Origin of the sequence: Enterobacter sp. PGRG2, assembly GCF_030291195.1 — a bacterium.
Lineage (GTDB): Bacteria > Pseudomonadota > Gammaproteobacteria > Enterobacterales > Enterobacteriaceae > Enterobacter_D.
In genome coordinates, this window is the sequence record NZ_CP127837.1 from 1779366 (window position 1) to 1804712 (window position 25347).

The window sequence follows — 25347 nt, forward strand, 5'->3', positions numbered from 1 at the left end:
CATCATCCTCTGAAACCGGGTGGAATTTGATTATCAGGCTCGCTCACCGTGTTCACATCACGCCTGAGCGATGCGCCCTGGCTGGCGCGGCTCATCTGAACGCTGCGCGCCAGCTTTTGCTGCCACTGGATATGGTGGAAGACTTTGCCTTCCGCCTGCCAGTAGGCCACGAATGACGCCAGTTCTTCCGGCGTAACCGGCTGCGTCAGGCCGATACCCCACAGCGCTGCCTGACGCTGAAAATCCGCGTCGGGCTGCCAGGCGGGATACATGGCAAATTTCCCTATCGGCACGCTCACCGGCGCGGCCGCAGGTTCTTCATAAAACTGTGCGTCCAGCGCCACATCGCTGGCCGGGCGTTCCAGACGGGCTTCCAGTTCCAGCAACTGCGCCAGCCGCGCAGGGGTGAGCGCGTAAAAAGCCGGTGCATTATTGGCAAACACGGCCACCGTGCCGTGCGGCGCTTGCGCCAGAACGGTGGCGTGCTGGCGCGTAAAATCATCGATGCCGATGACGTTCGTGGACAGGATTCTGGAGGACATTGTGCTATCTCAAACTGACTGGTACAGACATTGCGAAGGGATCCGCAACTGATATGTGCACATAGTAGCACAGAGCGCTGCCCGGAAAGCAGTGCAGAAAAGAAAGCCGGGTTTCCCCGGCCTTAAGTGTTGACTAATCAACAGGATAAAGGAGGCGGCTGCGCAAGCGGGCAGCCGTCTTGTCCTCCCGAAAAGCCCCCTGGTGAGGGTAATAAATCAGGAAATAATGTTCAGCGTAACGTCGATGTTGCCGCGCGTTGCGTTGGAGTAAGGGCAAACGATGTGTGCTGCATCTACCAGTTTTTTCGCTTCGCTGGCATCCATACCCGGCAGGTGGATGTTCAGTTTGGCTTCGATACCAAAACCGGTCGGCAGCGGCCCGATACCCACTTCGCCTTCAATGAACGCGTCTTTAGGCATGGTGATTTTGTCGCGTGCGCTGACAAATTTCATCGCGCCGAGGAAACAGGCAGAGTAGCCCGCTGCAAACAGCTGTTCCGGGTTAGTGGCATCACCGCCTGCGCCGCCCATCTCTTTCGGCACGCCCAGTTTCACATCAAGTACGCCGTCAGAAGAGGTTGCGCGGCCGTCACGGCCACCGGTAGCTTTGGCAACAGCGGTATAGATCACTTTTTCGAGAGACATAATGCGTTCCTTTTGTATGCTATAAAATAGCGTGCTATTTATCTGCGAGCATAATCACTCTGAATGAGTCATTATGCGCGGTGTAAGTTTTCGCGTAACTTTTCCAGCTCCAGCTTGAGCGACGTCAGCGTGGCGGTATCGCAGGCGGCGGCGCAGCCTACCTGTTCAGGAATATCCCGCGCCTGTTCCTGCAACGCCCGGCCGCTGTCGCTCAGCGTGACCACCACCTGCCGCTCATCCTGGCGGGAGCGCTGGCGGCTAATCAGCCCGGCGCTCTCCAGACGCTTAAGCAGCGGCGTCAGCGTGGCGGAATCCAGAAACAGGCGCTCGCCTATCTCCGATACCGTAACGTCATCCCGTTCCCATAACACCAGCATCACCAGATACTGCGGGTAGGTCAGCTGCAAGGGCGCCAGCAGTTGCCGGTACACTTTGTTGAGCGCCAGATTCGCAGAATAGAGCGCAAAACAGAGCTGGTTATCAAGTTCCAGCACGCGGCTGGATGGAGCGGTCTTCGTCTTCATGAGATGAATATAGATAGTGCACGATTTAATTGCAAGTTATTTATTTGCGACATGTCAGGGGCACAGATAACGCAGCACCACCTGCACCGCCATCGCGCGATAATGCGCTTCCTGGGCGGCGCTGTCGGCCCCGTCTTCAAACAGCAGGGTGAAGGTATAACTGTTGGCCACGAAGTGAAAACTGAAGCTGCTCATCAGGCGGTGGACGTCGCGCGCAGTGACCGTTTTATTAAACAGCTGTTTGCGCTGCCCGCGCTGCAAAATATCTTCCAGCAGATCCAGCGCGCTGCGGTTTACCGTGCGCAGCACCGCAGACTCTTGCATGAAGCGTCCCCGCTGCATGTTTTCCATGCAGATGATGCGAATAAAATCCGGATGGGCGGCATGATAATCAAAGGTGCTTTCAACAAGCTGCACCATGGCTTCCACCGGCGGCATACCGGCAAGGTTCAGCCGTTTTTCACTGGCGCGAATTTCCGTATAGACGTGTTCAAGCACGCGTAAGTACAGGTTTTCTTTGGTTTTGAAGTGATAGACCACCATGCGTTTGGTGGTGCCCGCTTTTTCCGCGATCTGCTCCATGCGCGCGCCGTTTAGCCCGTATTCCGCAAACAGCGTAATGGCGCTGTGAAAGATTTTATCTTTCAGACTGGCTTCGTCACTTTTCTCTGAGGGATTACTGCCATGGTGCTCCACGCTCACTCCTTATAGGCCAAAACGCAAAGGGGGATTATCACCACGGCAGCGGCAGAAAACAAATTTCAAACGCGCGGGCGCTTGCGGTAGATCCACAGCCCGGGCACCGACAGGCCAATCGACAGGGCGGCCACGATGGAAGTGGCCTTGAGGAAATTGGTCAGCAGCAGGATCATCAGATCCTCGCTGTAGCCCAGATGGCCAATTTTTACCGCTGAGATCATCGCGGTATAGGCCGAAATGCCCGGAAACATCGGGATCACCGCCGCCACGGTAAAGACTTTCGGGTGCGCCAGATACCAGCGCGACCAGCGGATGCCAATGGCCCCAACCAGCATCGACGCCATAAAGGTGGACCATTCGATATTGAAGCCTGCGGTGACCATCGTCATGCGCGACCCGTGACCAATCGCCCCCAGTAGCGCGCACCAGGGCAGAGCGCGGTGCGGAACGTTAAACACCATGGCAAAACCCACGGCGGGAATGGCCGACAGCGCCATGTCCTGCATCAGCGCCAGCAGAAAATCGATTATGCCCATCCGCGCAGCCCCCAAACTGTCATTGCCATCACCACGCCCACGCAGGTGGCGAGGGTCAGCAGGCTGGCGATCGCCCAGCGCGCCAGTCCGGTATTAATATGCCCTTTGAACATATCCGCCACGGCGTTAATCAGCGGAAAGCCCGGCACCAGCAACAACACGCTGGCGGCCATTGATACCGTTGAGGTAAGCGCGAAGGCGGGCAGCATCAGCAATAAACCTGCGACCGTGGTCGCCACAAAAGCGGTAATGCAGAAATTGATCTGCGGATGCATATGCCGCTGCGCCAGCGTCAGGCGGACGTACATGGCGATGCTGCTGGCGAAGAACGTCACCACCGCGCCATCCCACCCGCCTTTATTAAGTCTGCAAAAGCAGGCGCAGGAGAGGCCGACCATCAGCACCATCAGCCAGCGTGGATAACGCAGCGGCTTGACGTGATTGAAGCGCTTTTCAACGTCCCGATAATCGAGCAGTTTATGCTCGGCCATGATGACAATATGCTGTACCTCGGTCACCACATGCATGTTGATCCCGCGATCGCTGTTCTTGCGCGTCGAGGTGAGACATTCACCGTCTTTAATTGTCGTCAGCACGATAGCATTGGCTGAAATCGAACTTTCTACGCTGTCCATCCCCAGCGCCAGCCCAAGCCGGGTGGATAATTCTTCTACCAGTGCGCTTTCGGCACCGTGCTGTAATAGAAAAAGACCGCACTGAATACATAATCGCGTGATGGTCCGCTGTGACGCCTGCTCTGCTTGCATGTCGTGCCCTGGTAGTCAACGCCAAAACGCCTGAAGGCCAGGCGGAAAATCTATTTTTAGCACGAAGCGTCCATGGCCCGGTCAGGGGGCAGATCAATATTTATTCATTATCTTTGAGAATTATTATCTTTTACCGGATGCAGTGCGGACGGGGCCTGACGGCTACTCCTGACCGTTTTTATATTCACTAAATGAATAATTTAATTTTTACTTAATTTTTTTTGTATTTTTTAACCATCACCCTGGTTATTTATTTTTCACAATTTATGCGATATTAGCGCGGTGAGAGCAGGATGAAATAATCTCATGGTTAATCTCCCCAGAAGGAACAGACGTGCCAGGTGGCACGCTACGGTTAGTATCCAGGGAAAAGTGTCAGAAAAGTTAAGGATGAAATCAGCGCTTATTAAAAGCGTATGTTTTCTCCTGAGTTTCTGTACTTAAAAAAGGAGACGGATAAATTATGGTTACAGGAAGTTGTAAGTTCGGAATCGTTATTAGTAAAGCACCTATCATACAAAATGGCCTTGGCAATATTATTGCCCACCATTTTCCCGAATATGAACTCTCGTATTGCCGCGCATTAGAAGAGCTTACGTTACTGCAATTGCGGCGCGCAGATTTAGTGGTTGCCGATTTGTCAGGGGACATTCGTCATCCAAAAAATCTCTGCGAACAGTACTACAAGTTATTGACTCAGTATCTTGATATTCACTGGATTTTTATTGTCCCGCGTCCGTTATACCCGCTGGCGGTAGAAATGCTGCTGCGCCCGGAAAGTACCTTACTGTCTCAGGTTGATCCCATTGAGGTCGTGGTGAACGCCATTCGCGCAGGCAGCATCAGCGCCGAGCGGATCAGCCAAAGCCTGCTGTCCCCGGAGCCAGGTGAATTTGACGAAGAAGAGGAAAAATCAGCACTGCTGACGCTGTCTGAACGCCGGGTATTACGGCTTATCGGAAAAGGTTGGGGCATTAATCAGGTCGCCATGTTGCTCAAGAAGAGTAATAAGACCGTGAGTGCGCAAAAGAATAGCGCCATGCGCCGCCTTTCACTGCGCAGCAATGCTGAAATGTACGCATGGATTAACAGTGCACAGGGAATGAGAGAGCTGAATCTGGCTTCAGCCTACGGAGAGCAAACAGAATGGAAAAGAAATGTGCAAAGCGGCATGTTGCTGTCATCGAAAGTTGTGTAATGAGTGAGATCGGGCTGTCACATCTTTTCAGCACCTCAGCCTTGAGTATGTATAAGCTCCATTTTTTTAAAGATTACCCATCGTTTGAAGCGGCCGCGCTGAAGATGCCTTTTTTTTCTGTCATATTTTCACTTTCCGGACTGCGGGCAGAGCGTATTGACTGCCTGAAGAGTCTGCTAAAACTTGCAAAAGGGTATCCGTCCGCTCAGCGAATTGTGCTGGCGCAGGATGATACCGAAGTGCGTCTGATGAGTTTGCTTTCCCCTTCCAGTCTGCATGGCATCATCAGCAAAACGCTGGCGATTGGGCTGTTACAGGAGCAGCTTTCGATACTGCTCAACAATACGCATCGGCTTAATCAAAACGTGATAAACGACTGGTACGTCAGCAAAAATAATGGGCTGAGTCCGACGGAGCGCGCGATCCTGCACTACATGACCTATGGGTATTCGATGCCGGAGATCGCGCACTATTTGTCGCGTAATATTAAAACCGTGCGCGCGCACAAGTTTAACGCCATGACCAAGCTGGGCGTGCATTCGGATGCGGGACTGCTGGACGCGGCGGATATTCTGATGCACATCTCGGTTGACCGAAAACCGCCTGCGGTCCATATGGTTGCTTGAGTTTTGGTATCAACCTGCACAGCTGCGCCAGACGAGACTCTGGCGCAGTCTTTTATTCACAGACATCCACCCAGGTGGCAGACGTCAGTTGCGCCATGCGCGACGGTGAAATACGCACGGCGCTGTGGGTAGCGCCTGCGGCAGGCAGCACTTCCTGATACTGCTTAAGGGATACATCGCAGTAGACGGCCAGCGGGTTCTCCAGCCCGAAAGGGCAGACGCCGCCAACCGGATGACCGGTGGTGAGCACCACTTCATCGCTACTCAGCATGCGCGCTTTCGCGCCAAAGGTGGATTTCAGCTTTTTGTTATCCAGCCTGGCGTCACCTTTCGCCACGATCAGGATCACTTCATCTTTTACTTTCAACGACAGCGTTTTGGCGATTTGTCCGGGTTCAACATTGTGCGCCGCTGCGGCCAGTGCCACTGTTGCAGTACTCTGACTTAGTTCAATAATTTCAATATCGGGGGCCTGGCTTGCAAAAAACTCCCGCACAGAATGCAGACTCATTGTTATCTCCTGGGAACGACTGGCAGTAATCTGGCATAAGCCTTCGTGTGCTGTAAATATTAATTAATCACAAACGGATCTGCCGGATTTCTCGATCCTCTTCACAATCACGGAAACCGGTTACAGTAACCGGTTGCAGTGTCCGTGGCGGAGATTAATACTCGTTTTACCCTTCCTCTGTCTCAGATAAAAAGAGCCGTCTATGAAACGTATCCCACTGAGCTTTAATGCTGGTCCTGCGCCCGGCATGGTTGTAAACCCGCATAATGGATTGCCGCACAGCTCGCTGTTTACCGCTGCTGCGTTTAACTTGTTCGCCTGACAGGAGAGCTGCTATGTCTGATAACCATGCTGCGTTTAATCTGATTTTCCGCTTCGTTGAAAATTACGTCAGCCCGATTGCCGGGCGAATTTCTTCCCAGCGTCATGTGATGGCGATCCGTGATGGCTTTATTTCCGCCATGCCCTTTATGATCGTCGGCTCGTTTTTACTGGTCTTTGCCTATCCGCCGTTTTCACCGGATACCACATTAGGCTTTGCCCGCGCCTGGCTGGATATGGCCAAACAGTTCGAAGGGCAGATCCTGACGCCCTTTGATATGACCATGGGCATCATGTCGATCTACATCTGTGCGGCAATCGCCTATAACCTCGGCAAGCACTACGTGAAATCGCATCAGCTTGATCCCTTCATGTGCGCCATGCTGTCGCTGATGGCATTCCTGCTGGTAGCCGCCCCGAAAACCAAAGGCGCGATGCCGGTAGACAGTCTGGGAGGCACCGGCATCTTTACGGCGATCCTCGTCGCCATCTATTGCGTGGAGATGATGCGTTTTCTGAAGGCGCATAACATTGGTATCCGCCTGCCGGATCAGGTGCCGCCGATGATCAAAAACTCATTCGACCTGCTGATCCCGGTGCTGGTGGTGGTGGTAACGCTGTACCCGCTGAGCCTGTTTATCCAGTCGCAATTCGATATGTTGATCCCGCAGGCCATCATGTCGCTGTTTAAACCTCTGGTCTCGGCGGCGGATTCACTGCCGGCTATTCTGCTGGCGGTGCTGATTGGGCATCTGCTGTGGTTTGCCGGGATCCATGGCGCGGCTATCGTCTCCGGGATGCTGCAAATGTTCTGGCTGACTAACCTTGGCATGAACCAGAGCGCGCTGGCGCAGGGCGCGCCCTTGCCGCATATCTTTATGGAAGCCTTCTGGACCTTCTTTATTGTGATCGGCGGCTCCGGGGCCACCATGGGGCTGGTGCTGTGCTATTTGCGCAGCCGTTCAGTGCACCTGCGTTCGATAGGTAAACTGAGCGTGGTGCCGAGCTTCTTTAACATTAACGAGCCGGTGATCTTCGGCACGCCTATCGTGATGAACCCGGTATTCTTCATTCCGTTCCTGCTCGCGCCTATGGTGAATGCGGTGATCGCCTGGGCCGCCATGAAAATGGATCTGATTGGCCGGGTGATTTCCGTCGTGCCCTGGACTGCGCCTGCGCCAATCGGTGCGGCATGGGGGCTGGGCTGGGATTTCCGTGCGGCGATCCTCGTGGTAGTACTGGCCGTGGTGTCCGCCATCATCTATTACCCGTTCTTTAAAGTGTATGAGAAGCAGTTGCTGGCGCAGGAAGCCGAAGAGGCATTGCGTGCAGAGGAAGAGCGTCAACAGGTGGCGTAAAAGAGGATGGTTTTTGTAGGCCGGGTAAGCGAAGCGCCACCCGGCAAGGAAATCTGAAGGGGCGAAAGCCCCTTTTTTATTTCAGCGTGCAATCACCGCACTGCTGCACGTCCGGCAGACGGTAGCGCTGGCAGCAGGTGCGGCGCACCAGTAACCCATCACGCAGCACCACGGTGCGCCATAACGGATTATCCTGACCATCAGAAAGCTGTTTCTCAAAGAAGCAGAACTGACGCAGCGCCGCGACGCGCTCCTCGCCGAGCAGGGGTTTCATCTCATTGAGATACCAGTTGATCAGATAACCGGTGTTGCTCCAGATAAGCTTGCCGTTGATGTCGCCGGTCGACTCCAGCGCCTGCACCACCGGCACCATCGCCCGGACAATCAGCCGCTCAATACGTTGCTGATCGGAAAGACGGGTGGTGACGTGATCCGCATGCACATCCATCCAGAAGCAGGCGGCACGTCCGGTTTCATGGAACTCAACGTGAAAATGTTCCGGAGAAACATCCGGCGCGGTTTTCTGGGTTAACAGCGCCAGCAGCAGCGGCGGCACCATCAGGCCCAGATACCACTGCGCCCATAACGACAGCAGCGGCTTATTTTCCCGCAGTTGCGTTGGCTGATTACGGTAGATGTGATCGGCATAGATAGCCTGCAACGACTGAAGCGTTGACGGCTGTGACCATTCGGCCAGCGTCATGGCCTGGTGAGGATAAGCCTCATCAAGTTTTATCACATCCAGGAAGTGCGCACGGTGCGTGGCAAACGCATCACGCAGGGCATCGGCCAGCGATACCGTTTCAGGACGAAGCGGGATACGCCAGACAGCATCTTCAGTGATCGGAGCGAAGCGATAGGCCATAGTGCGCAACTGAAATGGAATCTAAATGATAATGATTGCCAATCCTAACTATAGATAAAACCGATCGCAAGATCTTTGTCCGGAAAGTGGAGGGCGATCGCGCTTCAGGCGACCTTTAGCTCGCCGCTGAACAGGATATTGTTGCGGCCCAGGTGCTTGGCTTCATAAAGCGCCTTATCCGCCTGATCCAGCGCCGCTTCAATATTGGTGTCCGTCAGCGGCGCGATACCGATGCTGACCGTCACGTTGGTCGCCACGCTCTCGTTAAACATGTGCGGAATTTTCAGATCGTAAACCTGCTGGCGAATGCGCTCGGCGGCCATGCGCGCCCGCTCCAGATCAACATTGCTTAACAGGATCATAAATTCTTCGCCGCCGAAACGGGCGACAATATCCCGCGAACGCACGGCATCGCGGATAGCCGCCGACACGCGGATCAGCGCCTGATCACCCATCATATGACCATAGTGATCGTTGTAGGCTTTGAAATGGTCGATATCAAGCAGCAGGACATAGCGAACGCCGCTATCCAGCGCCAGCAGGTTATCGATTTTGTTTTGCAGGCCGCGACGGTTGTACAGACCGGTAAGCGGATCGAGCATGCTTAAATCGTTCAGCGTCTCTCTTTCTTCCAGCAACCGGCACATCAAATCAAGGGCAAACTTATCATTGCGCGACTGGATCACGTTCTGAATAGCAATACCTGCCATCGGCAGGGCGAAGGAAAATATCATCCGCACCATGTTCTCACCCTCGCTAAACCACAGGCAGCATAAAAATACCGGCAGCGAATGCAGCGTGAATGCGATGATATTATTGGAAAAAGCTATTGAGCCGATAAATAACACGCTAATTAACGCAATCAGCAGATAAGGCGAGCCGGGATCGGCAAGCAGCGAAAATTTAATGGCGACATGCCACGCCCATAATGCGCCAAATAAAACTGAGATCGGCGACACATTTAATTTCTTCGCCGGAAAGCGCCAGTGCCACGCCAGCAGCGTCACGCTGATAGTAAACAGCAGACACAGCGGGATCGTCAGCGACCGCGCATTATAGAGCGGAAGCAGAAAGGAAAAAAGCGCCGAAGCTGCATTGAGAAACAAGAACAAACGCAGGGATAAACGGTATTTCTTGTTACAAAGGGAATGCCATGAGTGTGCTGTCATCTTTAAACTTAAAGTCGTTATTAATCTGCAATTTAAAATGTAATGGTTGCCAAAACGAAAAATAACGCGGGGAATAGTTAATCGCGAAAATATTATAAAATTGTTATCTACTTTTTCTGGGTGAGCAATTTATCACCTTAGTGAATGTATGTCATCAGGCGATGCGTAAAGTTCATGCAATCCTCATTATACCCGCTGACAAATGAGAAAACTTATCATATGATATTGGTTATCATTATCAGTGTGAGAGGCGAAAGCATGTTGCAGCGGGCGCTGGGAAGTGGATGGGGTCTTTTATTGCCGGGTATTATCGTGTCCGGACTGGCGTATGCCGATCTTTCTCTTAATGCATGGCGAGTATTGATCGTGCTGGGGCTGGTATTGACGCCAGTGATGCTTTATCACAAGCAGTTACGGCACTTCGTGCTGTTGCCGTCAGGCATTGCGCTGGTCAGCGGGATGATGATGCTGCTGATGAATCTCAAGCGGATGATGTAAGCAGGAAGGACAGCGGGAAGAAACAGAAGAAAACAAGATAATTGGTGCGAGGGGGGGGACTCGAACCCCCACATCCTGAGGACACTAACACCTGAAGCTAGCGCGTCTACCAATTCCGCCACCTTCGCACAGTTATCTTATTTTTTGATATTGCCTCGTTGGTGCGAGGGGGGGGACTCGAACCCCCACATCCTGAGGACACTAACACCTGAAGCTAGCGCGTCTACCAATTCCGCCACCTTCGCCCAGTGCGAGCAATATCATGTGATTTATGGTGCGAGGGGGGGACTCGAACCCCCACATCCTAAGGACACTAACACCTGAAGCTAGCGCGTCTACCAATTCCGCCACCTTCGCATACCATCGATACTCTTGAAGTATCGTAACCACGGAGGCGCATTCTAGATGTTTTAGGATTTTCGTCAACAATTAATTGCGTGCCGTTTCTTCATTTGCTGCAAAAAACGGCACGTTGGCAATTAGCGTTTTGCCTGGCGCGTCATAACCGTGCGGTAAACTTTAAAACGACCGGTTTGTGCGATCACTTCGTGGAAGCCAAAGGTTTCGTCCAGCGCCTGCGGATAAGGCAGGAAGGCGTTGGCGACAATACGCAGCTCGCCGCCGCTGTTCAGATGGCGCACCGCGCCGCGGATCAGGGTTTGCGCGGCTTCAAGGCTGGTCTGCAAACCATCGTGGAATGGCGGGTTAGAAATGATCATGTCATAACGCCCGGTCACTTCCGAGAACACATTACTGGCGAACACTTCGCCTTCAATAGCGTTTGCCGCCAGTGTCGCGCGGCTGGCTTCCACCGCCGCAGCGCTTACATCGCACAGGCTCAGACGCACTTTTGGCGAATGGCTGGCCAGCGCCACGGATAACACGCCTGCGCCACAGCCCACGTCCAGCACTTTACCTTTGGTGTGCGGCGTCAGGGTGGAGAGCAACAGTTTACTGCCGACATCCAGACCGTCGCGGCTGAACACGCCCGGCAGGGTTTTGATGGTCAACGCGTCCAGTGGGTATTCATCCCAGAAGCTTTCGGCATCGAAAGCAGGCTGTTTTTCCAGGCGACCATGATACAGGCCACAGCGACGGGCGCTGTCAACTTTGGTCAGCGGGCAGTATGCTTCCAGCATTTGCTCGGCGCTACGCACGCCGCTGCGGTTTTCGCCAATCACGAAAATATCGGTGCCCACCGGCAGCAGCGACAAAATGTTCATCAGCTGGAACTGGGCTTCCGGCTTGTTTTTCGGCCAGTAGTAGATCAGGGTATCGCTGTCCGCCACGTCAGAGGCGTCGGCGACGAGGCTGAAACGCACGCGATCTTCCATCTGACGGCTCAGCACCTGCCAGTGATGGAACTGCTGGGTGTGCGCACGGCTTGCCGCCGTCTCCAGGCGAGCAGGCAGGTCATCCTGCATATCTCCGGCAAACAGAATACGGCTCTCTTCGAAATCATCACTGTGGCGCAGCAAGACTTCACTTGCCGGGGTAAACGCAGACATTAAACACTCCTCATTAAACTCAGGCGGCGATTATAGTAGTTTGTTGGCGCAGATACGACGAATTTGCTATATTTGCGCGCCTGACAGACAGGAGTGATCCGCTATGACATCCCGACGCGACTGGCAACTACAGCAGCTGGGCATTACCCAGTGGGCTTTGCGCAGGCCCGCGGCGTTGCAGGGCGAAATTGCGATTTCGCTGCCGGCGCACATTCGTCTGGTGATGGTGTCCTCTGCGCTGCCGGCATTAACCGAACCGCTTATCAGCGACGTGCTGCGGGCACTGACCCTCTCGCCCGACCAGGTTTTACAAATTACGCCGGAACGGATCGCGATGTTGCCACCGGGCAGCCGCTGTAACTGCTGGCTGCTGGGCGCTGACGAAACCGTGGCGCTTGAAGGCGTGAAGGTAACGTCCCCGCTCTTCGATGAATTACGGGTTAACCCTGCGGCTCGCGCCGCCCTATGGCAACAAATCTGCGAACATGAACACGATTTCTTCCCTCACCACGACTGATTTGGCAGCGGCTTTTCAGATCGAAACCCGCGCGCACGCCTTTCCGTGGAGTGAAAAAACCTTCGCCAGCAATCAGGGCGATCGCTATCTCAATTTCCGGCTGATGGCGGGCGACACCATGGCCGCATTTGCCATTACGCAGGTGGTGCTCGACGAAGCCACGCTGTTTAACATTGCGGTCGATCCCGCTTTTCAGCGCCAGGGGCTGGGCAAAATGCTGCTTCAGCATCTGATTGTCGAGCTGGAAAAACGCGATGTGCTGACGCTGTGGCTGGAAGTACGCGCTTCAAACGCCGCCGCCATCGCGCTGTATGAAAGCCTGGGCTTCAACGAAGCCACCGTCCGGCGTAACTACTACCCGACGGCAACAGGCCGCGAAGACGCAATCATTATGGCGTTGCCGATTTAACAAGACGTAAGGTGATGTAATGAACTGGGACTGGATTTTCTTTGACGCCGACGAAACGCTGTTTACCTTTGATTCGTTCGGCGGCTTACAGCGGATGTTTCTTGACTATAGCGTGACCTTTACCGCTGACGATTTCCAGGACTATCAGGCCGTTAATAAACCGCTATGGGTGGAATACCAGAACGGCGCGATTTCTGCCTTACAGCTTCAGCACCAGCGTTTTGAAGGATGGGCGGCGAAGCTTAATGTTCCGGCGGGCGATCTGAATGACGCCTTTCTTAACGCGATGGCGGAGATCTGCACCCCGCTACCGGGCGCGCTATCCCTGCTGAAATCGCTGAAAGGTAAAGCGAAGCTGGGCATTATCACCAATGGCTTTACCGCTTTGCAGGAAATCCGCCTTGAGCGTACCGGACTGCGGGACTATTTCGATCTGCTGGTGATTTCCGAGCAGATCGGCGTGGCGAAGCCGCATCCGAAGATTTTTGATTATGCGCTGGCGCAGGCGGGTAACCCGGCGCGTGAGCGGGTATTAATGGTGGGGGATACCGCCGAGTCGGACATTCTGGGCGGCATGAACGCCGGATTGTCCACCTGCTGGCTTAACGCCCATCAGCGCGCATTACCGGACGGTGTGACTCCCACCTGGACCGTGACCTCCCTTGGCGAACTGGAGCAGCTGCTGTGTAAACATTGATTGTCTGTCCTCTATTGATGGGTAAAATAGCCGCAATTTGAATTTCATGCTGCGTGGCTTTGCGCCGCGCATTGACTAAGAAGAATATCATTATGACGTTGTCTCCTTATTTACAAGAGGTGGCGAAGCGCCGCACGTTTGCCATTATTTCTCACCCGGACGCCGGTAAAACCACCATCACCGAAAAGGTGCTGCTGTTCGGACAGGCAATCCAGACCGCCGGTACGGTAAAAGGCCGTGGCTCCAACCAGCACGCCAAATCCGACTGGATGGAAATGGAAAAGCAGCGTGGGATCTCGATCACCACCTCCGTGATGCAGTTTCCGTATCACGACTGCCTGGTGAACCTGCTGGATACCCCCGGCCACGAAGACTTCTCCGAAGATACCTACCGCACGCTGACGGCGGTGGACTGCTGCCTGATGGTAATCGATGCGGCAAAAGGCGTTGAAGATCGTACCCGTAAGCTGATGGAAGTGACCCGTCTGCGCGATACGCCGATCCTCACCTTTATGAACAAACTTGACCGTGACATCCGCGATCCGATGGAGCTGCTGGATGAAGTGGAAAACGAGCTGAAGATTGGCTGCGCGCCCATCACCTGGCCGATTGGCTGCGGCAAGCTGTTTAAAGGCGTCTACCACCTCTATAAAGATGAAACCTATCTGTATCAGACCGGTAAAGGCCACACCATTCAGGACGTGCGTATTGTTAAAGGGCTGAACAACCCGGAGCTGGACAGCGCCGTGGGCGAAGACCTGGCGCAACAGCTGCGTGACGAGCTGGAGCTGGTGCAGGGCGCATCCAACGAATTCGATCAGGATCTGTTCCTCGCCGGTGAAATCACCCCGGTGTTCTTCGGTACCGCGCTGGGTAACTTCGGCGTAGACCATATGCTCGACGGTCTGGTGGACTGGGCGCCTGCGCCGATGTGGCGTAAAACCGATACCCGCACCGTGGAAGCGAAGGAAGAGAAGTTCAGCGGCTTCGTGTTTAAAATTCAGGCCAACATGGATCCGAAGCACCGCGACCGCGTCGCCTTTATGCGCGTGGTGTCCGGAAAATATGAAAAAGGCATGAAGCTGCGCCAGGTGCGTACCGGTAAAGATGTGGTGATCTCCGATGCGCTGACCTTTATGGCGGGCGACCGTTCGCACGTTGAAGAAGCCTTCCCCGGCGACATCATCGGTCTGCATAACCACGGCACTATCCAGATTGGCGATACCTTCACCCAGGGCGAAATGATGAAGTTCACCGGTATCCCGAACTTCGCCCCTGAACTGTTCCGCCGTATTCGCCTGCGCGATCCGCTGAAGCAGAAACAGCTGCTGAAAGGGCTGGTGCAGCTCTCTGAAGAAGGGGCGGTGCAGGTGTTCCGTCCGATCTCCAACAACGATCTGATCGTGGGCGCGGTGGGTGTGCTGCAGTTTGACGTGGTGGTAGCGCGTCTGAAGAGCGAGTACAACGTGGAGGCGATCTACGAATCCGTCAACGTCGCCACGGCGCGCTGGGTTGAAAGCACTGACGTGAAGAAGTTTGAAGAATTCAAACGGAAGAACGAAATCCAGCTGGCGCTGGACGGTGGCGACAACCTGACGTATATCGCCCCGACCATGGTTAACCTCAACCTGACCCAGGAACGTTATCCTGACGTTCAGTTCCGTAAAACACGCGAACACTAATCCCGGCCCCTCAGAGCGCGGCAGCCGCCGCGCTCAATGACTTTCCCTGTCTTATTAGCCTCTTGCGGAATGTTCTTAATTACCCCGCTTTTTCAGTTTGTTGCTTATTTTTTAGTCTTTCGCGCAAGCGCTTTTAATTTTGTTAGCTATATTTAACAAAGTGGTTACCGAAGGGGTGGCTGAAAGCACTGTTCAATGCGTGAATACTGACCTTTCATCCTGGCTTAACGGATAACCATAATATTAATAACTGGAGCAGGCCAGTGCGCCACGGGACATCATGATTATGTGACCGATGCCATTGAAATCTGCATTTGGTGAGCTTCACCACAGCAACGAAGCAGCCAGTAGGGCCGCTTGACGCCCCGGTGCGGGCAAACTGAAAGGAATAAATCGATGACTATGACAAGACTGAAGATTTCTAAAACTCTGCTGGCAGTGATGCTGGGTTCCGTGCTGGCAAGCGGTTCTGCACTGGCAGAAACCAGCGCCACCGATAAAGCGCAATCCACCGCAAGCGACGCAGGGCAAAAAATCGATAGCTCTATGAATAAAGTCGGTAACTTCATGGATGACAGCGCCATTACCGCCAAGGTAAAAGCGGCACTGGTGGATCATGAGAGCATCAAGAGTACAGATATTTCGGTGGAAACGGATAAAGCGGTCGTAACGCTGAGCGGTTTCGTCGAAAGTCAGGCCCAGGCTGAAGAAGCGGTTAAGGTTGCCAAACAGGTTGAGGGCGTAGCTTCTGTAAGCGACAAACTCCACGTTCGTGATGGCAAATCCGAATCCGTTAAAGGGTACGCAGGCGATACTGCGACCACCAGCGAAGTGAAAGCCAAACTGTTGGCTGATGACATCGTCCCGTCACGTAAAGTGAAAGTTGAAACCACGGATGGCGTGGTACAGCTGAGCGGTACGGTGGATTCCCAGGCACAAATTGATCGTGCGGAAAGTATCGCCAAAGCGGTCGATGGTGTGAAAAGTGTGAAGAACGACCTTAAAGCGAAGTAATGCATTGCCCGGTTAATGCCGGGTCTTGCAGGCAGGATACCGAAAAAAATCGCAGTGAGTAGCCTGAGCGCTCACGAGCAGCGGTCGACATTAATTATGGTAAAGGAGAGTCATATGTTTCGTTGGGGCATTATATTTCTGGTTATCGCGCTAATCGCCGCCGCCCTGGGCTTCGGTGGTTTAGCAGGTACCGCAGCGGGTGCAGCAAAAATCGTATTTGTTGTTGGTATCATTCTGTTCCTGGTCAGCCTGTTCATGGGCCGCAGACGTCCATAGCAGTTTGACACACCCCGATACATCGCAAAGCCAGTCCTCGTGACTGGCTTTCGTTGTTTAAGCGGCGTTAAAATTGCGCTACTTTGTAAGCCACAATAATTTAACAGGGTGACAGGGTGGGACAGCGAATTCCGGTAACGCTTGGTAATATTGCACCGTTAGCGTTACGTCCATTTCGCCCGGGTCGACTCGCGCTGGTGTGTGAAGGCGGCGGTCAACGGGGCATTTTCACAGCAGGCGTGCTGGACGAATTCATGCGCGCAAATTTCAACCCTTTTGACCTGTACTTCGGCACCTCCGCCGGGGCGCAAAATCTCTCGGCGTATCTCTGTAACCAGCCTGGCTATGCGCGAAAAGTCATTATGCGCTACACCACATCGCGGGAATTCTTTAACCCGGTGCGCTTCGTGCGCGGCGGGAATCTTATCGATCTGGACTGGCTGATTGAATCCACCGCCAGCCAGATGCCGCTGGCCATGGACACCGCCGCCCGGCTGTTCGACAGCGGTAAATCCTTTTACATGTGCGCCTGTCGCGGCGATGACTTCACTCCCGGCTACTTTTCGCCCACCAGCCAGACCTGGCTGGATCTGATCCGCGCGTCGAGCGCCATCCCCGGCTTTTACCGTCCCGGCGTGATGCTGGAAGGCATTAACTATCTGGATGGCGGCATCAGCGATGCGATCCCGGTGCAGGAAGCGGCGAATCGGGGGGCGCAGACAATTGTGGTGATCCGCACCGTGCCATCGCAGATGTATTACACCCCGCAATGGTTTAAGCGTATGGAGCGCTGGCTGGGCGACAGCAGCCTGCAACCGCTGATGGCGCTGGTGCAGCATCATGAAACCAGCTATCGCGCCATTCAGCAGTTCATCGAAAAGCCGCCGGGAAAACTGCGCATCTTTGAGATCTACCCGCCGCGGCTGCTGAAAAGCATGGCGCTGGGCAGCCGTCTGCCTGCGCTGCGGGACGACTACAAACTGGGTCGTCTTTGTGGACGCTACTTCCTGGCAACGGTGGGTAAACTGCTGGCGGAAACGCCGCCGCTGTTGCGCCATGCCCCGCGCATTGTGACGCCGCCAGCCGTCACCGTACCGCCTACCGTCGTGGTGCCGCCCGCCGCGGTCGCCAACGATGCCATTACCACACCGCTGGTGGATGCGCCTCAGGCTAACGATGACACCAGCTTTAACAGTGAGGGGACGGCGTGACACTGCGTTTTATCGACACCCACTGCCATTTTGATTTTCCGCCCTTCACCGGCGATGAAAACGCCAGCATTGCCCGTGCCGCCGGAGCTGGCGTGGAGGCAATTATCGTGCCCTCAACGGAAGCGGCGAATTTTGAACGCGTGCTGACGCTGGCCCGCGAGCACGAGGTGCTTTATGCCGCGCTGGGTCTGCATCCCATAGTTATCGAGCAGCATACCGACCGCTGTCTGCAACAGCTGGAGGCGCACCTTGCCGCCCCTGATCCACGGCTGATCGCCATCGGCGAAATCGGCCTTGATTTGTATCGCGACAACCCGCAGTTTGATCGTCAGGAACAGATACTGGACGCCCAGCTGGCGCTGGCGAAACGCTATGCTTTTCCGGTGATCCTGCACTCCAGGCGCACCCACGATAAGCTGGCGATGCACCTGAAGCGCCACGCGCTGCCGCGTACCGGCGTGGTGCACGGCTTTGCCGGTAGCCTGCAACAGGCGCAACGGTTTATTGAGCTGGGCTATTACATCGGCGTCGGCGGTACCATCACTTACCCGCGCGCCAGTAAAACCCGCGATGTGATGGCACGGCTGCCGTTATCGGCGCTGCTGCTGGAAACCGACGCGCCGGATATGCCGCTGAATGGTTTTCAGGGCCAGCCCAACCGCCCGGAGCGGGTGGCACAGGTGTTCGACTCTTTGTGCGAACTGCGTCCGGAAGCACCGGAAGCGATCGCCGAAACGATATTTGCCAACACCCGCCGTCTGTTTTTCACAGATAAAGCGCAGGCAGAATAATCTTCTCCACGCCCCTTTCCCGCAGCGCCGCCGCCAGCGGTTCCACATCCGCCGGGGTGGCGCTGCGCCATTGTGCCGCCTCGCCATAAACGCCGTGGGCATGAAAAGCGTTCAGCCGCACGCTGACGTTGCCGAGGCTGACAATAAAATCGCTCAACTCTGCCATGTGTGGCAGATAATCGCTGTGACCGGGGATCACCAGCAGCCGCAGCTCGGCCAGTTTGCCGCGCGCCGCCAGCCAGCGGATGCTCTCTTTCACTTGTGCGTTGTCCCGCCCGGTCAGCTGGCGGTGAGCGTCATTGTCCCAGGCTTTCAGATCGATCATCGCGCCGTCAAACAGCGGCAGCAGTTTTTGCCAGCCGGTTTCACTCAGCAGGCCATTACTGTCCACCAGACAGCTCAGCGCCGACAGCGCCGGATCGGCTTTTATTGCCGCAAAGAGTTCCAGTAAAAAGGGCAGTTGCGTGGTGGCCTCGCCGCCGCTGACGGTAATACCGCCGATAAACGCGCGCACTTTTTTGATCTGCGCGATAACCTCCGCCACGCTCATGCGCTGTGCCATCGGCGTTGCCCGCTGCGGGCAGCGCCGTAAGCAGGTGTCGCACTGCTGGCAGACGGTTTCATCCCATGTCATCTGTCCGTTTACTATCGACAGCGCCTGATGCGGGCAGTGCGGCACGCAGTCACCGCAGTGATTGCAGCGCCCCATGGTCCAGGGGTTATGGCAGTTTTTACAGCGCATGGAGCAGCCCTGTAAAAACAGCGCCAGCCGGCTGCCCGGCCCGTCGACGCAGGAGAAAGGGATCAGCTTACTGACTAAAGCGCATCTGCTGTTCATGGCTGACCACGCGCGGTTGACGTTCCAGCATGCGCGTATTGCGCGCGGCCTCTTCACCCAGCCAGGTGGTGTTGGTGCGCGATCCTTCCGCGCGGAATTTTTCCAGATCCGACAGCCGCACCATATAGCCGGTAACGCGCACCAGGTCGTTACCGCTGACGTTGGCAGTGAACTCCCGCATCCCGAGACTGAACGCCCCGAGACAGAGTTGCATCACCGCCTGCGGGTTGCGTTTGATGGTTTCGTCGAGGGTTAAAATGTCGCTGATGCCCGCCGCATACCAGGCATGATGCGGGGCAACCGTCTGCAAGTGGGTGATGGGATCCGGCTCCTCGCCGTACGGCAGGCGCGCCCCCGGCGTGGTGAGGGTATCGCTGCTGATGCCGGACTGCGCATGCAGCATCGCGCGCTGCTGCCAGCCATGCTTCACCGGCGTGCGGGCGACAAAATCCGCCAGATATTCGCTGATGCGGTAAGCCAGTTGATTCGCCGCCTCGTCCTGCCCGTAACGGCCCGCGCTGCCGCTTTTCTCACACAGCGTGTTCACCGCTTCCGCAAGGCCGTAGATGCCGAACATCGGCACAAAACGTTGCGCATCGATCAGCCCCTCTTTTACCAGGAAGCTATGCTCAAAGAAACGGGACTGCTGATAAAGGAAGTCGCAGCGGGCATCAATGATGGCGATCTGCTGTGCGCAGTAGTGCGCCAGCGTGCGATTAAAAAAGTCGTCCACCGAGGCGCTGCGTTCGGCAACGGCCTTCAGGTTCAGCCTGACCAGCGTGCTGCCGCCCCCCGCCAGCGGCAGGGAATTGTAACAGCTGACGACGCCGTAGCCGCCTTTTGTGAAAATTCTATCATTTACCGGGCCGTTGGAAATATGCGGTTTACTGCACTCGCAGATGTTTTCCGCCACCTTCAGCAGCAGCGATTCGGGGGTGACGTCAGGGTCGTAAATAAAGGTCAGATTCGGCGAAACCTGCTTTAACTCTGCGTCAGCGCGTAAAGTGGCGCGGGTGACCGGTGTATCCTGCGGGCCGATATTGGCATGCATAAAGGCATCCGGCAGGGTACGATCCAGATAGCGCCAGAAACGTTTTATGCGACTATCGATTTCGTCTTGTGTTAGAATTCTAACATAAGGTTGCAGCAGGGCATCGAGGTGGCCGAGGAACACCGGCATCGAGGTGACCGACGGCACATGGTGATAAAGAATGGTGAGCATCGACAGCGCATCGTCGAAATCTTTTGCCGGTTCCAGCTCCAGCCATTCCGAACCCTGCGCCAGAAATTTCGCGTAATCGGGCAGCACATAGCGCGGTTTGTAAGGCGCGTTGCCCTCGAACATATCGCATATCACGCCGTCATCCAGCGACGCACGCGCGGCCTGGGGTAAGGCGGGATAAGGCAGAGCGTTTTCCGCCTCCAGCGCCAGAAAATGTCGCTTTTGTGCGGATGAGAGTACAGGGCTTGTCACAATTTGCTGGCAACGTTGCAGCATCGTTTGGGGCGCAGACGCGGGCATGGGCTTTCCTCGGGTTCCCTGAGTGAGGCGGGCAGTGTAAGAAATGCCGGATGCGCGTCTTTTGATCCTGATGGGTGCGCAGCGGAAAAACCCTGGCCCTGGTGCTGAAAAAGTTGATCTGAATCTCATATCAGTTATGCAAATGTGAATGCCGTTTTCATTAACTGTGATGAATGTCGAAGTGTCGTGGCGGGTGAATGTTAGAATACTCACACACCCGCCGGAATAAATGTTAACCGGAGAATGTTATGACTGATTTAACCGCAAGCAGCCTGCGCGCGTTGAAACTGATGGATCTGACCACCCTGAACGACGATGACACCGATGCGAAAGTGATCGCCCTGTGTCACCAGGCGAAGACCCCGGTTGGCAACACCGCCGCGGTTTGCATCTATCCGCGCTTTATCCCGATTGCGCGTAAGACCCTGAACGAGCAGGGCACGCCTGACGTGCGCATCGCCACCGTGACCAACTTCCCGCACGGTAACGACGACATTGAGATCGCGCTGGCCGAAACCCGCGCCGCCATCGCCTACGGCGCGGATGAAGTGGACGTGGTATTCCCGTACCGCGCGCTGATCGCCGGTAACGAGCAGGTCGGTTTTGACCTGGTGAAAGCCTGTAAAGACGCCTGTGCCGCGGCGAACGTGCTGCTTAAAGTGATCATCGAAACCGGTGAGCTGAAAGAAGAAGCCCTGATCCGTAAAGCCTCTGAAATCGCCATCAAAGCGGGCGCTGACTTTATCAAAACCTCCACCGGTAAAGTGCCGGTCAATGCCACGCCGGAAAGCGCGCGCATTATGATGGAAGTGATCCGTGATATGGGCGTGGAAAAAACCGTTGGCTTCAAACCGGCGGGCGGCGTACGTACGGCTGAAGATGCCGCGCAGTTCCTGGCGATCGCCGACGAGCTGTTTGGCGCTGACTGGGCTGATTCCCGTCACTACCGTTTTGGCGCGTCCAGCCTGCTGGCAAGCCTGCTGAAAGCGCTGGGCCACGGCGACGGTAAAAGCGCAAGCGCGTATTAAGTAGTTATTTGCCAGACCACAGGCCGGGTAAGGCATCACCGCCACCCGGCATGTCATCGTAACGCCGGGTGGCGCGTTGCTTACCCGGCCTACAGAATGGCCTTCGACTCTTTTTCCTCAGGGGGTTCCCTTGTTTCTCGCTCAAGAAATTATCCGCAAAAAACGTGACGGCATCGCATTAAGCGATGAAGAGATCCGCTTTTTTATTAACGGCATTCGTGACAATACCGTTTCCGAAGGCCAGATTGCGGCGCTGGCAATGACCATTTTCTTCCATGACATGGCGATTGAAGAGCGCGTCTCGCTCACCATGGCGATGCGTGATTCCGGCAGCGTGCTGGAGTGGAAAAGCCTCAACCTTAACGGCCCGATTGTAGATAAACACTCCACCGGCGGCGTGGGCGATGTCACCTCGCTGATGCTGGGGCCGATGGTCGCCGCCTGCGGCGGGTACATTCCGATGATTTCCGGGCGCGGCCTGGGGCATACCGGCGGCACCCTCGACAAGCTGGAAGCCATTCCGGGCTTCGATATTTTCCCGAACGATCAACGCTTCCGCGAGATCATCAAAGACGTGGGCGTGGCAATCATCGGCCAGACCAGCTCGCTGGCACCGGCGGATAAACGTTTTTATGCCACCCGTGACATTACCGCCACGGTTGACTCCATCCCGCTGATCACCGCCTCGATCCTCGCCAAAAAACTGGCGGAAGGTCTGGATGCGCTGGTGATGGATGTGAAGGTTGGCAGCGGCGCCTTTATGCCAACTTACGAACTCTCTGCGGAACTGGCGCAGGCGATTGTCGGCGTGGCGAATGGTGCAGGTGTTCGCACCACCGCGCTGCTGACGGACATGAACCAGGTGCTGGCCTCCAGCGCCGGTAACGCCGTGGAAGTACGCGAAGCCGTGCAGTTCCTCACCGGCGAATACCGCAACCCGCGCCTGCTGGAAGTGACCACCGCGCTGTGCGTGGAAATGCTCATTTCCGGCAAGCTGGCAAAAGATGACGCCAGCGCCCGCGCCATGCTGCAAACCGTGCTCGACAACGGCAAAGCAGCCGAAATCTTCGGCCGCATGGTTGCCGCGCAAAAAGGCCCGACCGACTTCGTGGAAAACTACGACAAATACCTGCCGACGGCGACGCTGACCAAAGCGGTTTATGCTGATAACGAAGGCTTCGTGTCAGACATGGATACCCGTGCCCTCGGCATGGCGGTGGTATCGATGGGCGGCGGTCGCCGTCAGGCCTCTGACGCCATTGATTACAGCGTCGGCTTTACCGATATGGCCCGACTGGGCGGCAGCGTGGACGGTCAGCGTCCGCTGGCGGTCATTCATGCCAGAGACGAAAACAGCTGGCAGGAAGCGGCCCGCGCGGTGAAAGCCGCCATCCGCGTTGACGACAGCGCACCGGCGCAAACCCCGGTGGTGTATCGCAGAATTACCGAATAACCGCCCGGCGAGCTTCCCGTTACAGGAAGAGTTCGGGTATACTGATCTGATCGCTTTTTTACAGCGCGCAAGGTACGGAGAAACTATGAAACGTGCATTTATAATGGTGCTGGACTCATTCGGCATCGGTGCGACTGAAGATGCGGAGCGCTTTGGCGACGTAGGTTCAGACACACTTGGCCACATCGCAGAAGCCTGCGCAAAAGGTGAAGCTGACCAGGGTCGTCAGGGTCCGCTTAATCTGCCTAACCTGACCCGTCTGGGTCTGGCGAAAGCCCACGAAGGTTCCACCGGCAAGATTGCGGCGGGTCTGGACGGCAACGCGGAAGTGATCGGCGCGTATGCCTGGGCACATGAACTCTCCTCCGGGAAAGACACGCCGTCGGGCCACTGGGAAATCGCCGGTGTGCCTGTGCTGTTCGACTGGGGCTATTTCAGCAACGAGACCAACAGCTTTCCGCAGGAACTGCTCGACAAGCTGGTGGAACGCGCAAACCTGCCGGGTTACCTCGGTAACTGCCACTCCTCCGGTACGGTGATCCTCGACCAGCTCGGCGAAGAGCATATGAAAACCGGGAAACCGATTTTCTATACCTCTGCCGACTCGGTGTTCCAGATCGCCTGTCACGAAGAGACCTTTGGCCTGGATAAGCTGTATGAGCTGTGCGAAATCGCCCGTGAAGAGCTGACCGAAGGCGGCTACAACATTGGCCGCGTGATCGCACGTCCGTTTATCGGCGACAAGCCGGGCAACTTCCAGCGTACCGGTAACCGTCACGATCTGGCGGTAGAGCCACCGGCGCCAACCATCCTGAAAAAGCTGGTTGAAGATAAGAACGGCCAGGTGGTTTCCGTGGGTAAAATCGCGGACATCTACGCCAACGTCGGTATCACCAAAAAAGTGAAAGCGACCGGTCTGGACGCGCTCTTTGACGCCACCGTTAAAGAGATGAAAGAGGCAGGGGATAACACTATCGTGTTTACCAACTTTGTCGATTTCGACTCCACCTGGGGCCATCGCCGCGACGTGGCAGGCTATGCCGGTGGTCTTGAGCTGTTCGACCGCCGTATGCCGGAGCTGCTGGAGCTGGTGGGCGAAGATGACATTATTATCTTCACCGCTGACCACGGCTGCGATCCGACCTGGAAAGGCACCGATCACACCCGCGAACACATTCCGGTACTGATCTACGGCCCGAAAGTGAAACCGGGCTCGCTCGGTCACCGTGAGACCTTCGCGGACATCGGTCAGACGCTGGCGAAATACTTTGGCACGTCCGATATGGAATATGGCAAAGCCATGTTCTGATACCCGTTGCCGGATGGCGCTACGCTTATCCGGCCTACGAGGAAGCGTTTGTAGTTATGTAGGCCGGGTAAGGCGCAGCCGCCACCCGGCAAAATTTTAAAAAGGAATGAAAGATGGCTACCCCACACATTAATGCAGAAATGGGTGATTTCGCTGACGTTGTACTGATGCCGGGCGATCCGCTGCGTGCCAAGCACATCGCGGAAACCTTCCTGGAAGACGCGCGCGAAGTAAACAACGTGCGCGGCATGCTGGGCTACACCGGTACTTATAAAGGCCGCAAAATTTCCGTAATGGGTCACGGCATGGGTATCCCGTCCTGCTCCATTTACACCAAAGAGCTGATCACCGATTTCGGCGTGAAGAAAATCATCCGCGTCGGCTCCTGCGGTGCGGTACGTGCCGACGTAAAACTGCGTGACGTGGTGATTGGTATGGGTGCCTGCACCGATTCCAAAGTGAACCGTCTGCGTTTTAAAGATCACGACTTCGCGGCCATCGCGGACTTCGACATGGTGCGTAACGCGGTTGACGCCGCCAAAGCGCTGGGCGTTGACGCGCGCGTCGGTAACATTTTCTCTGCCGACCTGTTCTACACCCCGGATCCGTCCATGTTCGACGTGATGGAAAAATACGGCATCCTCGGCGTGGAAATGGAAGCCGCGGGTATCTACGGCGTGGCGGCGGAATTCGGTGCGAAAGCGCTGACCATCTGCACCGTGTCCGACCATATCCGTACCCACGAGCAGACCACTGCCGCTGAGCGTCAGACCACCTTCAATGACATGATCAAAATCGCGCTGGAATCCGTTCTGCTGGGCGATAAAGAGTAA

At 55.5% G+C, this 25347-nt stretch carries 28 protein-coding genes and 3 tRNA genes; 16 read left to right on the forward strand and 15 right to left on the reverse strand.

Annotated features, from left to right (window positions below):
• Positions 1-2 precede the first annotated feature (2 nt).
• The 6 genes from dnaT to QRD42_RS07690 form a co-directional block, all read right to left on the reverse strand.
• Positions 3-542 carry a primosomal protein DnaT gene (dnaT, locus tag QRD42_RS07665; RefSeq protein WP_072570419.1) on the reverse strand — a complete coding sequence of 180 codons (540 nt, stop codon included), beginning with the start codon at positions 540-542 and terminating at the stop codon, positions 3-5.
• 216 nt (positions 543-758) lie between these two features.
• Positions 759-1187, reverse strand: a complete 429-nt coding sequence (locus QRD42_RS07670) for an organic hydroperoxide resistance protein (RefSeq protein ID WP_072570420.1) — start codon at positions 1185-1187, stop codon at positions 759-761.
• Between the two features lie 71 nt (positions 1188-1258).
• Complete coding sequence (locus QRD42_RS07675; protein ID WP_072570421.1) at positions 1259-1711, reverse strand: MarR family winged helix-turn-helix transcriptional regulator; 453 nt, start codon at positions 1709-1711, stop codon at positions 1259-1261.
• A 54-nt stretch (positions 1712-1765) separates the two neighbouring features.
• On the reverse strand, positions 1766-2407 hold the full coding sequence (locus QRD42_RS07680) for a TetR family transcriptional regulator (RefSeq protein ID WP_072570422.1): 642 nt from the start codon (positions 2405-2407) through the stop codon (positions 1766-1768).
• A gap of 65 nt (positions 2408-2472) precedes the next feature.
• A complete protein-coding gene (locus tag QRD42_RS07685) occupies positions 2473-2946 on the reverse strand; it encodes a threonine/serine exporter (RefSeq protein WP_072570423.1) in 474 nt (157 codons plus the stop codon).
• Positions 2937-3713, reverse strand: coding sequence for a threonine/serine ThrE exporter family protein (locus QRD42_RS07690; protein WP_318376389.1), 777 nt, complete (start codon positions 3711-3713; stop codon positions 2937-2939). Before QRD42_RS07690 ends, QRD42_RS07685 begins: the two co-directional genes overlap by 10 nt.
• Positions 3714-4176: 463 nt before the next feature.
• Between QRD42_RS07690 and QRD42_RS07695 the strand changes: the two genes are divergently transcribed.
• On the forward strand, positions 4177-4911 hold the full coding sequence (locus tag QRD42_RS07695) for a helix-turn-helix transcriptional regulator (RefSeq protein ID WP_072570425.1): 735 nt from the start codon (positions 4177-4179) through the stop codon (positions 4909-4911).
• Complete coding sequence (gene bglJ, locus QRD42_RS07700) at positions 4911-5537, forward strand: DNA-binding transcriptional activator BglJ (protein ID WP_318376388.1); 627 nt, start codon at positions 4911-4913, stop codon at positions 5535-5537. The genes QRD42_RS07695 and bglJ overlap by 1 nt, the downstream gene beginning before the upstream one ends.
• A gap of 52 nt (positions 5538-5589) precedes the next feature.
• Here bglJ and QRD42_RS07705 read toward each other — a convergent pair whose 3' ends face one another.
• The gene (locus tag QRD42_RS07705) at positions 5590-6048 is read right to left on the reverse strand and encodes a YbaK/EbsC family protein (protein ID WP_072570427.1); all 459 of its coding nucleotides are present in this window, start codon (positions 6046-6048) and stop codon (positions 5590-5592) included.
• Positions 6049-6383: 335 nt separating this feature from the next.
• Here QRD42_RS07705 and QRD42_RS07710 point away from each other — a divergent pair, with 335 nt between their 5' ends.
• Entirely contained in the window at positions 6384-7727 is a 1344-nt protein-coding gene (locus tag QRD42_RS07710) for a PTS sugar transporter subunit IIC (protein ID WP_072570428.1), read from the forward strand.
• A 76-nt stretch (positions 7728-7803) separates the two neighbouring features.
• Here QRD42_RS07710 and fhuF read toward each other — a convergent pair whose 3' ends face one another.
• Entirely contained in the window at positions 7804-8592 is a 789-nt protein-coding gene (gene fhuF, locus QRD42_RS07715) for a siderophore-iron reductase FhuF (protein ID WP_318364077.1), read from the reverse strand.
• A 104-nt stretch (positions 8593-8696) separates the two neighbouring features.
• Entirely contained in the window at positions 8697-9761 is a 1065-nt protein-coding gene (locus QRD42_RS07720; RefSeq protein ID WP_318364078.1) for a GGDEF domain-containing protein, read from the reverse strand.
• Positions 9762-9980: 219 nt separating this feature from the next.
• Here QRD42_RS07720 and QRD42_RS07725 point away from each other — a divergent pair, with 219 nt between their 5' ends.
• Complete coding sequence (locus QRD42_RS07725; protein ID WP_083580985.1) at positions 9981-10259, forward strand: DUF1435 domain-containing protein; 279 nt, start codon at positions 9981-9983, stop codon at positions 10257-10259.
• A 42-nt stretch (positions 10260-10301) separates the two neighbouring features.
• On the opposite strand, the gene QRD42_RS07730 is transcribed toward QRD42_RS07725, so the two are convergent.
• From QRD42_RS07730 to rsmC, 4 genes are all read right to left on the reverse strand, one after another.
• A tRNA-Leu gene (locus tag QRD42_RS07730) sits at positions 10302-10387 on the reverse strand.
• Positions 10388-10418: 31 nt separating this feature from the next.
• A tRNA-Leu gene (locus QRD42_RS07735) sits at positions 10419-10504 on the reverse strand.
• A 27-nt stretch (positions 10505-10531) separates the two neighbouring features.
• Positions 10532-10616: transfer RNA gene (locus QRD42_RS07740), tRNA-Leu, on the reverse strand.
• A 122-nt stretch (positions 10617-10738) separates the two neighbouring features.
• On the reverse strand, positions 10739-11767 hold the full coding sequence (rsmC, locus tag QRD42_RS07745) for a 16S rRNA (guanine(1207)-N(2))-methyltransferase RsmC (protein WP_072570432.1): 1029 nt from the start codon (positions 11765-11767) through the stop codon (positions 10739-10741).
• A 103-nt stretch (positions 11768-11870) separates the two neighbouring features.
• On the opposite strand from rsmC, the gene QRD42_RS07750 reads away from it, so the two are divergent.
• The 8 genes from QRD42_RS07750 to QRD42_RS07785 all read left to right on the forward strand — a co-directional run bounded on the left by QRD42_RS07750 (position 11871) and on the right by QRD42_RS07785 (position 18364).
• Positions 11871-12284 (forward strand): DNA polymerase III subunit psi, encoded by a 414-nt coding sequence (locus QRD42_RS07750; protein ID WP_072570433.1) that lies wholly within the window; start codon positions 11871-11873, stop codon positions 12282-12284.
• Complete coding sequence (gene rimI, locus QRD42_RS07755; RefSeq protein ID WP_321988555.1) at positions 12253-12693, forward strand: ribosomal protein S18-alanine N-acetyltransferase; 441 nt, start codon at positions 12253-12255, stop codon at positions 12691-12693. Before QRD42_RS07750 ends, rimI begins: the two co-directional genes overlap by 32 nt.
• Positions 12694-12712: 19 nt before the next feature.
• Positions 12713-13390 carry a pyrimidine 5'-nucleotidase gene (yjjG, locus tag QRD42_RS07760; protein ID WP_318374658.1) on the forward strand — a complete coding sequence of 226 codons (678 nt, stop codon included), beginning with the start codon at positions 12713-12715 and terminating at the stop codon, positions 13388-13390.
• Positions 13391-13482: 92 nt separating this feature from the next.
• Positions 13483-15072, forward strand: a complete 1590-nt coding sequence (gene prfC, locus QRD42_RS07765) for a peptide chain release factor 3 (RefSeq protein WP_072570436.1) — start codon at positions 13483-13485, stop codon at positions 15070-15072.
• A gap of 396 nt (positions 15073-15468) precedes the next feature.
• A complete protein-coding gene (osmY, locus tag QRD42_RS07770; protein ID WP_072570437.1) occupies positions 15469-16086 on the forward strand; it encodes a molecular chaperone OsmY in 618 nt (205 codons plus the stop codon).
• Positions 16087-16200: 114 nt separating this feature from the next.
• Complete coding sequence (locus tag QRD42_RS07775) at positions 16201-16362, forward strand: DUF1328 domain-containing protein (RefSeq protein WP_002437547.1); 162 nt, start codon at positions 16201-16203, stop codon at positions 16360-16362.
• A gap of 116 nt (positions 16363-16478) precedes the next feature.
• Entirely contained in the window at positions 16479-17573 is a 1095-nt protein-coding gene (locus tag QRD42_RS07780; protein ID WP_072570438.1) for a patatin family protein, read from the forward strand.
• On the forward strand, positions 17570-18364 hold the full coding sequence (locus QRD42_RS07785) for a TatD family hydrolase (protein ID WP_321988556.1): 795 nt from the start codon (positions 17570-17572) through the stop codon (positions 18362-18364). The genes QRD42_RS07780 and QRD42_RS07785 overlap by 4 nt, the downstream gene beginning before the upstream one ends.
• Here QRD42_RS07785 and QRD42_RS07790 read toward each other — a convergent pair.
• Together QRD42_RS07790 and QRD42_RS07795 are read right to left on the reverse strand one after the other, a co-directional pair.
• Positions 18339-19202, reverse strand: coding sequence for a YjjW family glycine radical enzyme activase (locus tag QRD42_RS07790; protein ID WP_321988557.1), 864 nt, complete (start codon positions 19200-19202; stop codon positions 18339-18341). The genes QRD42_RS07785 and QRD42_RS07790 overlap by 26 nt on opposite strands.
• The gene (locus QRD42_RS07795; protein WP_321988558.1) at positions 19174-20724 is read right to left on the reverse strand and encodes a YjjI family glycine radical enzyme; all 1551 of its coding nucleotides are present in this window, start codon (positions 20722-20724) and stop codon (positions 19174-19176) included. Before QRD42_RS07795 ends, QRD42_RS07790 begins: the two co-directional genes overlap by 29 nt.
• Before the next feature lie 248 nt (positions 20725-20972).
• Here QRD42_RS07795 and deoC point away from each other — a divergent pair, with 248 nt between their 5' ends.
• The 4 genes from deoC (at position 20973) to deoD (ending at position 25347) form a co-directional block, all read left to right on the forward strand.
• A complete protein-coding gene (gene deoC / locus QRD42_RS07800) occupies positions 20973-21752 on the forward strand; it encodes a deoxyribose-phosphate aldolase (RefSeq protein ID WP_072570442.1) in 780 nt (259 codons plus the stop codon).
• 130 nt (positions 21753-21882) lie between these two features.
• Positions 21883-23205 carry a thymidine phosphorylase gene (gene deoA / locus QRD42_RS07805; protein WP_321988559.1) on the forward strand — a complete coding sequence of 441 codons (1323 nt, stop codon included), beginning with the start codon at positions 21883-21885 and terminating at the stop codon, positions 23203-23205.
• An 85-nt stretch (positions 23206-23290) separates the two neighbouring features.
• A complete protein-coding gene (gene deoB, locus QRD42_RS07810; protein ID WP_321988560.1) occupies positions 23291-24514 on the forward strand; it encodes a phosphopentomutase in 1224 nt (407 codons plus the stop codon).
• A gap of 113 nt (positions 24515-24627) precedes the next feature.
• Complete coding sequence (gene deoD, locus QRD42_RS07815; RefSeq protein WP_072570445.1) at positions 24628-25347, forward strand: purine-nucleoside phosphorylase; 720 nt, start codon at positions 24628-24630, stop codon at positions 25345-25347.

Bases quoted from the DNA above. Each gene is read 5' to 3' on its own strand.
- dnaT (WP_072570419.1), bottom strand. From the start codon at position 542: ATGTCCTCCAGAATCCTGTCCACGAACGTCATCGGCATCGATGATTTT.
- QRD42_RS07670 (WP_072570420.1), bottom strand. From the start codon at position 1,187: ATGTCTCTCGAAAAAGTGATCTATACCGCTGTTGCCAAAGCTACCGGT.
- QRD42_RS07675 (WP_072570421.1), bottom strand. From the start codon at position 1,711: ATGAAGACGAAGACCGCTCCATCCAGCCGCGTGCTGGAACTTGATAAC.
- QRD42_RS07685 (WP_072570423.1), bottom strand. From the start codon at position 2,946: ATGGGCATAATCGATTTTCTGCTGGCGCTGATGCAGGACATGGCGCTG.
- QRD42_RS07690 (WP_318376389.1), bottom strand. From the start codon at position 3,713: ATGCAAGCAGAGCAGGCGTCACAGCGGACCATCACGCGATTATGTATT.
- QRD42_RS07695 (WP_072570425.1), top strand. From the start codon at position 4,177: ATGGTTACAGGAAGTTGTAAGTTCGGAATCGTTATTAGTAAAGCACCT.
- bglJ (WP_318376388.1), top strand. From the start codon at position 4,911: ATGAGTGAGATCGGGCTGTCACATCTTTTCAGCACCTCAGCCTTGAGT.
- QRD42_RS07705 (WP_072570427.1), bottom strand. From the start codon at position 6,048: ATGAGTCTGCATTCTGTGCGGGAGTTTTTTGCAAGCCAGGCCCCCGAT.
- QRD42_RS07710 (WP_072570428.1), top strand. From the start codon at position 6,384: ATGTCTGATAACCATGCTGCGTTTAATCTGATTTTCCGCTTCGTTGAA.
- fhuF (WP_318364077.1), bottom strand. From the start codon at position 8,592: ATGGCCTATCGCTTCGCTCCGATCACTGAAGATGCTGTCTGGCGTATC.
- QRD42_RS07720 (WP_318364078.1), bottom strand. From the start codon at position 9,761: ATGACAGCACACTCATGGCATTCCCTTTGTAACAAGAAATACCGTTTA.
- QRD42_RS07725 (WP_083580985.1), top strand. From the start codon at position 9,981: ATGATATTGGTTATCATTATCAGTGTGAGAGGCGAAAGCATGTTGCAG.
- rsmC (WP_072570432.1), bottom strand. From the start codon at position 11,767: ATGTCTGCGTTTACCCCGGCAAGTGAAGTCTTGCTGCGCCACAGTGAT.
- QRD42_RS07750 (WP_072570433.1), top strand. From the start codon at position 11,871: ATGACATCCCGACGCGACTGGCAACTACAGCAGCTGGGCATTACCCAG.
- rimI (WP_321988555.1), top strand. From the start codon at position 12,253: ATGAACACGATTTCTTCCCTCACCACGACTGATTTGGCAGCGGCTTTT.
- yjjG (WP_318374658.1), top strand. From the start codon at position 12,713: ATGAACTGGGACTGGATTTTCTTTGACGCCGACGAAACGCTGTTTACC.
- prfC (WP_072570436.1), top strand. From the start codon at position 13,483: ATGACGTTGTCTCCTTATTTACAAGAGGTGGCGAAGCGCCGCACGTTT.
- osmY (WP_072570437.1), top strand. From the start codon at position 15,469: ATGACTATGACAAGACTGAAGATTTCTAAAACTCTGCTGGCAGTGATG.
- QRD42_RS07775 (WP_002437547.1), top strand. From the start codon at position 16,201: ATGTTTCGTTGGGGCATTATATTTCTGGTTATCGCGCTAATCGCCGCC.
- QRD42_RS07790 (WP_321988557.1), bottom strand. From the start codon at position 19,202: ATGAACAGCAGATGCGCTTTAGTCAGTAAGCTGATCCCTTTCTCCTGC.
- QRD42_RS07795 (WP_321988558.1), bottom strand. From the start codon at position 20,724: ATGCCCGCGTCTGCGCCCCAAACGATGCTGCAACGTTGCCAGCAAATT.
- deoC (WP_072570442.1), top strand. From the start codon at position 20,973: ATGACTGATTTAACCGCAAGCAGCCTGCGCGCGTTGAAACTGATGGAT.
- deoB (WP_321988560.1), top strand. From the start codon at position 23,291: ATGAAACGTGCATTTATAATGGTGCTGGACTCATTCGGCATCGGTGCG.
- deoD (WP_072570445.1), top strand. From the start codon at position 24,628: ATGGCTACCCCACACATTAATGCAGAAATGGGTGATTTCGCTGACGTT.